Origin of the sequence: Nonomuraea rhizosphaerae, assembly GCF_019396405.1 — a bacterium.
Lineage (GTDB): Bacteria > Actinomycetota > Actinomycetes > Streptosporangiales > Streptosporangiaceae > Nonomuraea > Nonomuraea rhizosphaerae.
The window spans coordinates 1-5,969 of sequence record NZ_JAHKRL010000049.1 but is presented as its reverse complement, the minus strand read 5'-3'; the positions used below and the strand labels follow the sequence as shown (position 1 = coordinate 5,969).

General features: G+C 72.7%; 4 protein-coding genes. 3 read left to right on the top strand and 1 reads right to left on the bottom strand.

Annotation, left to right across the window (positions count from 1 at the left end; genetic code table 11):
* Window positions 1-185: 185 nt before the first annotated feature.
* Window positions 186-656, bottom strand: a complete 471-nt coding sequence (locus tag KME77_RS02365) for a universal stress protein (protein ID WP_219461238.1) — start codon at window positions 654-656, stop codon at window positions 186-188.
* Window positions 657-750: 94 nt separating this feature from the next.
* Between KME77_RS02365 and metH the strand changes: the two genes are divergently transcribed.
* The 3 genes from metH to KME77_RS02350 form a co-directional block, all read left to right on the top strand.
* Window positions 751-4,215, top strand: a complete 3,465-nt coding sequence (gene metH, locus KME77_RS02360) for a methionine synthase (protein WP_219461235.1) — start codon at window positions 751-753, stop codon at window positions 4,213-4,215.
* 522 nt (window positions 4,216-4,737) lie between these two features.
* Window positions 4,738-5,379, top strand: a complete 642-nt coding sequence (locus tag KME77_RS02355; RefSeq protein ID WP_219461232.1) for an HAD family hydrolase — start codon at window positions 4,738-4,740, stop codon at window positions 5,377-5,379.
* Between the two features lie 140 nt (window positions 5,380-5,519).
* A partial coding sequence (locus tag KME77_RS02350) for a cellulose synthase (protein WP_219461228.1) occupies window positions 5,520-5,969 on the top strand: 450 nt, incomplete at its 3' end.

The following is a 5,969-nucleotide window of genomic DNA, read 5'->3' as shown; positions in this document are numbered from 1 at the left end:
GAGTGCCCGCGAACACCGCGGGGGCGCCGCGGGGCGGGTCCCGCCCGCCCCACACGCGGCCGCCCGCCTCGCCGGCGCCCAGGAACGCCCATGCCGGGGCAGGACCGTCCGTACCGGTGCTCAGGAACGCCCATGCCGGGTGCTGAGGAGCGCCCATGCCGGGTCGGAGGCGCCCCGCCCGGTGCTCAGGAGCGCCCGTCCGGCGTCGTGCGGACGATGAGCACGTCGCAGGGGGCGCGATGGGTGACGTGCGAGGGCACCGAGCCGAGCAGCCGCCCGGCCAGGCTGTTGAGCCCGCGGTTGCCGACGACCAGCAGGTCCGCGCGGTGCCGGCCGGCCAGGGCGACGAGCACGTCCACGGCGTCGCCCTCCTCGGCCGCCAGCACGATGCCGGCCGCGCCGTCCGCGCCCGCCGCGACGGCGTGCCCGCGGGCGGCGCGCAGCGCGTCGTCGGCGGGGGTCGAGCCGCCCACCTTGTACGCCAGGTCGCCGAGCCGGTCGGCCGCGGCGGCGCGCTCGCTCTCCCGCATGGGCAGGTACGCGCACGCCAGGACGAGCGTCGCGCCCATGGCGCCGGCGAGGGAGGCCGCGGCGGAGACGGCGCGGAAGGAGGACGTGGAGCCGTCGGTCCCGGCCATGACCGTGCGATAGACCATGTTGGAGCTCCTATTGGACGATATGTGTAATACGTCTCGAGCAGCATAGCCCGGCCGATAAAGTCGCCCCGGCGCAGCCGATAAGCTGTGGACCATGAGCAGCCGTCCGTCCTTCCGAGAAGTGTTGTCCCAGCGAGTGATCGTCGCCGACGGCGCGATGGGGACGATGCTGCAGGCTCAGGACCCCACCCTCGACGACTTCCACGGCCACGAGGGCTGCAACGAGGTGCTCAACGTCACGCGTCCCGACATCGTCCGCGGCGTCCACGACGCCTACTTCGCGGTGGGCGTCGACTGCGTGGAGACCAACACCTTCGGCGCCAACCTGGCCGCCCTGGGCGAGTACGACATCCCCGAGCGGGTCTTCGAATACTCCGAGGCGGGCGCCAGGATCGCCCGCGAGGCCGCCGACCACTGGGCGACGCCGGAGCAGCCGCGCTTCGTGCTCGGCTCGATGGGGCCCGGCACCAAGCTGCCGACCCTGGGCCACCTGCCCTACGAGCGGCTGAGGGACGCCTACGGCGACAACGCGGCGGGCCTGATCGCGGGCGGCGCCGACGCGCTGATCATCGAGACCTGCCAGGACCTGCTCCAGGTCAAGGCCGCCGTCGTCGGCGCCAGGCGGGCCATCGAGGAGTCCGGGCGCGACGTGCCGGTCATCGCCCAGGTGACGATCGAGACCAACGGCGCCATGCTGCTCGGCTCCGAGATCGGCGCCGCGCTGACCGCGATCGAGCCCCTCGGCGTCGACCTGATCGGCCTCAACTGCGCCACCGGCCCCTCCGAGATGAGCGAGCACCTGCGCTACCTGGCCCGCCACTCCCGGCTGCGGCTGTCGTGCATGCCCAACGCGGGCCTGCCGGTGCTCACCTCCGACGGCGCGTACTACCCGCTGAGCGCGGAGGAGCTGGCCGACGCGCACGACCACTTCGCCCGCGACTACGGGCTGTCGCTGGTCGGCGGCTGCTGCGGCACCACCCCCGAGCACCTGCGCCAGGTCGTCGAGCGGGTGCGCGGGCGTGAGGTCGCCGCCCGCCGCCCCCGCCCCGAGCCGGGCGCCTCCTCGCTCTACCAGACGGTCCCCTTCCGCCAGGACACCTCCTACCTGGCCATCGGCGAGCGCTGCAACACCAACGGCTCCAAGGCCTTCCGCGAGGCCATGCTGGAGGGCCGCTGGGACGACTGCGTGGAGATGGCCCGCGACCAGGCCCGCGGCGGCGCCCACCTGCTCGACCTGTGCGTCGACTACGTGGGCCGCGACGGCGTGGCCGACATGAAGGAGCTGGCCTTCCGGCTGGCCACCGCCTCCACGCTGCCGATCATGCTCGACTCCACCGAGCCCGCCGTGCTCCAGGCCGGCCTGGAGATGCTCGGCGGCCGCGCGGCCGTCAACTCCGTCAACTACGAGGACGGCGCCGGCCCCGACTCCCGCTTCCAGCGGATCATGCGGCTGGTGCGCGAGCACGGCTCGGCCGTCGTGGCGCTGACCATCGACGAGGAGGGCCAGGCCCGCACCGCCGACTGGAAGGTGCGCGTCGCCACCCGCCTCATCGAGGACCTGACGACCAACTGGGGCATGCGGGTCGAGGACATCATCGTCGACTGCCTGACCTTCCCCATCGCCACCGGCCAGGAGGAGACCAGGCGCGACGGCCTGGAGACCATCGAGGCCATCCGCGAGCTCAAGCGCCGCTACCCGGGCGTGCAGACCACGCTGGGCCTGTCCAACATCAGCTTCGGCCTCAACCCGGCCGCCCGCGTCGTGCTCAACTCCGTCTTCCTGAACGAGTGCGTCAACGCCGGGCTCGACTCCGCGATCGTGCACGCCTCCAAGATCCTGCCCACCGCCCGCATCCCCGACGAGCAGCGCCAGGTCGCGCTCGACATGGTCTACGACCGGCGCCGCGAGGGCTACGACCCGCTGCAGCGGTTCATGGAGCTGTTCGAGGGCGTCGACAGCGCGGCCACGGCCTCGGCCAGGGCCGAGGAGCTGGCGGCGCTGCCGCTGTGGGAGCGGCTCAAGCGGCGCATCGTCGACGGCGAGAAGAAGGGCCTGGAGAGCGACCTCGACACCGCGCTCGACCAGCGGCCCGCCCTGGAGATCATCAACGACGTGCTGCTCGACGGCATGAAGACGGTTGGCGAGCTGTTCGGGTCCGGGCAGATGCAGCTGCCGTTCGTGCTGCAGTCGGCCGAGGTGATGAAGACCGCCGTCGCCCACCTGGAGCCGTACATGGAGCGGGTGGAGGGCGAGTCCAAGGGCCGCATCGTGCTGGCCACGGTCAAGGGCGACGTGCACGACATCGGCAAGAACCTGGTCGACATCATCCTGTCCAACAACGGCTACCAGGTGGTCAACCTCGGCATCAAGCAGCCGGTCTCGGCGATCCTGGAGGCGGCCGACGAGCAGCGGGCCGACGTCATCGGCATGTCCGGCCTGCTGGTGAAGTCGACCGTCATCATGAAGGAGAACCTGGAGGAGATGAACTCCAGGGGCATCGCCGAGCGCTACCCGGTGCTGCTCGGCGGCGCCGCCCTCACCCGCGCCTACGTCGAGCAGGACCTGGCCGAGCTGTTCGCGGGCGAGGTCCGCTACGCCCGCGACGCCTTCGAGGGGCTGCGGCTCATGGACTCCTTCATGGCCGTCAAGCGCGGCGTCGCCGGGGCCACGCTGCCGCCGCTGCGTGAGCGCCGGGTCAAGACCGGGGCCGTGCTCACCCGTACCCCGGTCGCCGAGCTGCCCGCGCGCTCGGACGTGGCCGCCGACAACCGCGTGCCCCAGGCGCCCTTCCACGGCGACCGCATCGTCAAGGGCATCGCGCTGAACGACTACGCCGCCTTCCTCGACGAGCGGGCGCTGTTCCTCGGCCAGTGGGGGCTCAAGCCCACCCGCGGCGGCGACGGGCCCGGCTACGAGGAGCTCGTCGAGACCGAGGGACGGCCGCGGCTGCGCATGTGGCTCGACCGCATCCAGACCGAGGGGCTGCTGGAGGCGGCCGTCGTCTACGGCTACTTCCCGTGCGTCAGCGACGGCGACTCGCTGATCATCCTCGACGAGGCCGGCACTGAGCGCACCCGCTTCACCTTCCCCCGCCAGCGGCGCGACCGGCACCTGTGCCTGTCCGACTTCTTCCGCTCACGCGAGTCGGGCGAGGTGGACGTGGTCGGCTTCCAGGTCGCCACGATGGGGCCCAGGATCGCCGAGGCGACGGCCGAGCTGTTCGCCAAGGACGCCTACCGCGACTACCTGGAGCTGCACGGGCTGTCGGTGCAGCTCACCGAGGCGCTGGCCGAATACTGGCACGCCCGGGTCCGCTCGGAGTGGGGCATCGGCGGCGACGAGTCGCTGGACGACATGCTCAAGGTCAACATCGAGGGCTGCCGCTACTCCTTCGGCTACCCGGCCTGCCCCAACCTGGAGGACCAGGTACAGCTGTTCGAGCTGCTGTCGCCGGAGCGGATCGGGGTGACGCTGTCGGAGGAGTTCCAGCTGCACCCGGAGCAGGCGACGTCCGCGCTGGTGGCCCACCACCCGGAGGCGAAGTACTTCAACGTCTGACCCGCTCCCGCGCTGGTGGGGGCGGGATCCGGCCGCCGGGCGTGACAGACCATCCGCCCGGCATGAGACGACCGGCACCCGGCGGCACAGGCCCGACGACGCAGTGCCTGACAACATGGCGCCAAGGCTGCTGGTGCCGCGCGGAGGCGGTGGGCTGGCTCGACGGCGCGGTGCGGTCGCGGCGGCATGGTCGCGGCGTAGCGGCCGGGTGCGGTGGCGGCGCTCACGGGCGGCCGGCTCAGGGGTGGCGGTGCCCAGGAGAGGGGGGGCGAGGCGAGCGACGCACGGCGCCGGGGGCCGGAGCCTGGCACTCCTGCACGCCGACCGGGGCGTGATGTTCCCGCACGTCGCCCAGGGCGGTGGGGCGGGCCAGGGGGTGGCGTTCGCGCGCTGCCCAGGTGGTGGTGCGATCGCGGGCAGTCGTGCTCGGGCGACCCGGTTCACCCGTTCCCGCCCGCCGGTGGCGAGAATGGCGGGACGGGGCGTCATCGCGGGCGGCCCGGCGAACCGATCGGGGGATGCATGGAAGCGGTCTTCTTCGACATGGACGGCCTGCTGGTCGACACCGAGCGCGTCTGGCTGGAGATCGAGACCGGGGTGATGGCGCGGCTCGGCGGCCGGTGGACGCCCGAGCACCAGGCGCACCTGGTCGGCGGCTCGATGGAGCGGACCGTCGGCTACATGCTGGCCGTCTCCGGCTCGGACGTGGACCCGGCCACGCTCACGGAGTGGATGACGGCCGGGATGGTGGCCCGGCTGGCGGACGGGGTGGAGCTGATGCCGGGCGCCTCCGAGCTGCTCGACGCGGTACGCGCGGAGGGCGTCCCGGTGGGGCTGGTGACCTCCTCGCTCAGGGAGATCGCCGACGCGGTGCTGAAGGGGGTGGGCCGCGACCGGTTCGACGTGGTCGTGACGGCCGGTGAGGTCACCCGCACCAAGCCGGACCCGGAGCCGTACCTGACGGCCGCGCGGCTGCTGGGCGTGGAGCCGGTGCGGTGCGTGGTGCTGGAGGACTCGCCCAACGGGGTGGCCGCCGCGACGGCCGCGGGCTGCGCGGTGGTGGCCGTGCCGAGCGTGCTGCCCGTCGAGGCGGCCCCGGGGCGGCTGGTCGTCGAGTCGCTGGCGGGCGTCACGGTCCCGGATCTTCGCGCTCTTGTCCCGTGAGAAACCCCTAGTGGAAACCTCGTCCGAAACAAATACCCCTTAGGGGATGGAAGAGGTACTTGGGGAGGAGGGCGGGAACGGCGAGACGTGCCAGGATGGATGGCATACCGATGTGGCCAGGACACGAGGGGCGGCCGGAAATGGACTTCAATCAGATCGCGTGGTTGCCGTTGTGCGTCGGCGTGACGATCGCGGGCTTGGTGCTCAGCTTCCTGGCCTTCCGGCGCAGGGGAGCGGCGGCGGGGATGCGGACGACGGCGTGGGCGCTGCTGCCGCTGGCCGCCTACCTGACCGGCGCGCTGCAGGCGCTGTGGACCATCGGCACGACCATCGTCGGGTTCGTGACGAGCCTGGTGTTCAACCCGGTCGTCTGGGCGGGCGTCGCGGTGACGGGCCTGTCCGTGGTGCTGTTCGTGGTCTCGGGCGTGATGCGCGGGCGCAAGCTGGCCAGGGCCGACGGGCCGCGCAAGGCCAAGGGCAAGGACGGGGTGCCGGCGGCGCAGCAGCGGCCGGCCGCCGGGCAGGGCGCCACGCAGCCCGCCGTCGCGGCCTCACAGCAGCCGGCCTCCCCGCAGGCCAAGAAGCAGGCG

Coding starts and splice junctions, on each gene's coding strand:
- KME77_RS02365 (WP_219461238.1), bottom strand. CDS start 656: ATGGTCTATCGCACGGTCATGGCCGGGACCGACGGCTCCACGTCCTCC.
- metH (WP_219461235.1), top strand. CDS start 751: ATGAGCAGCCGTCCGTCCTTCCGAGAAGTGTTGTCCCAGCGAGTGATC.
- KME77_RS02355 (WP_219461232.1), top strand. CDS start 4,738: ATGGAAGCGGTCTTCTTCGACATGGACGGCCTGCTGGTCGACACCGAG.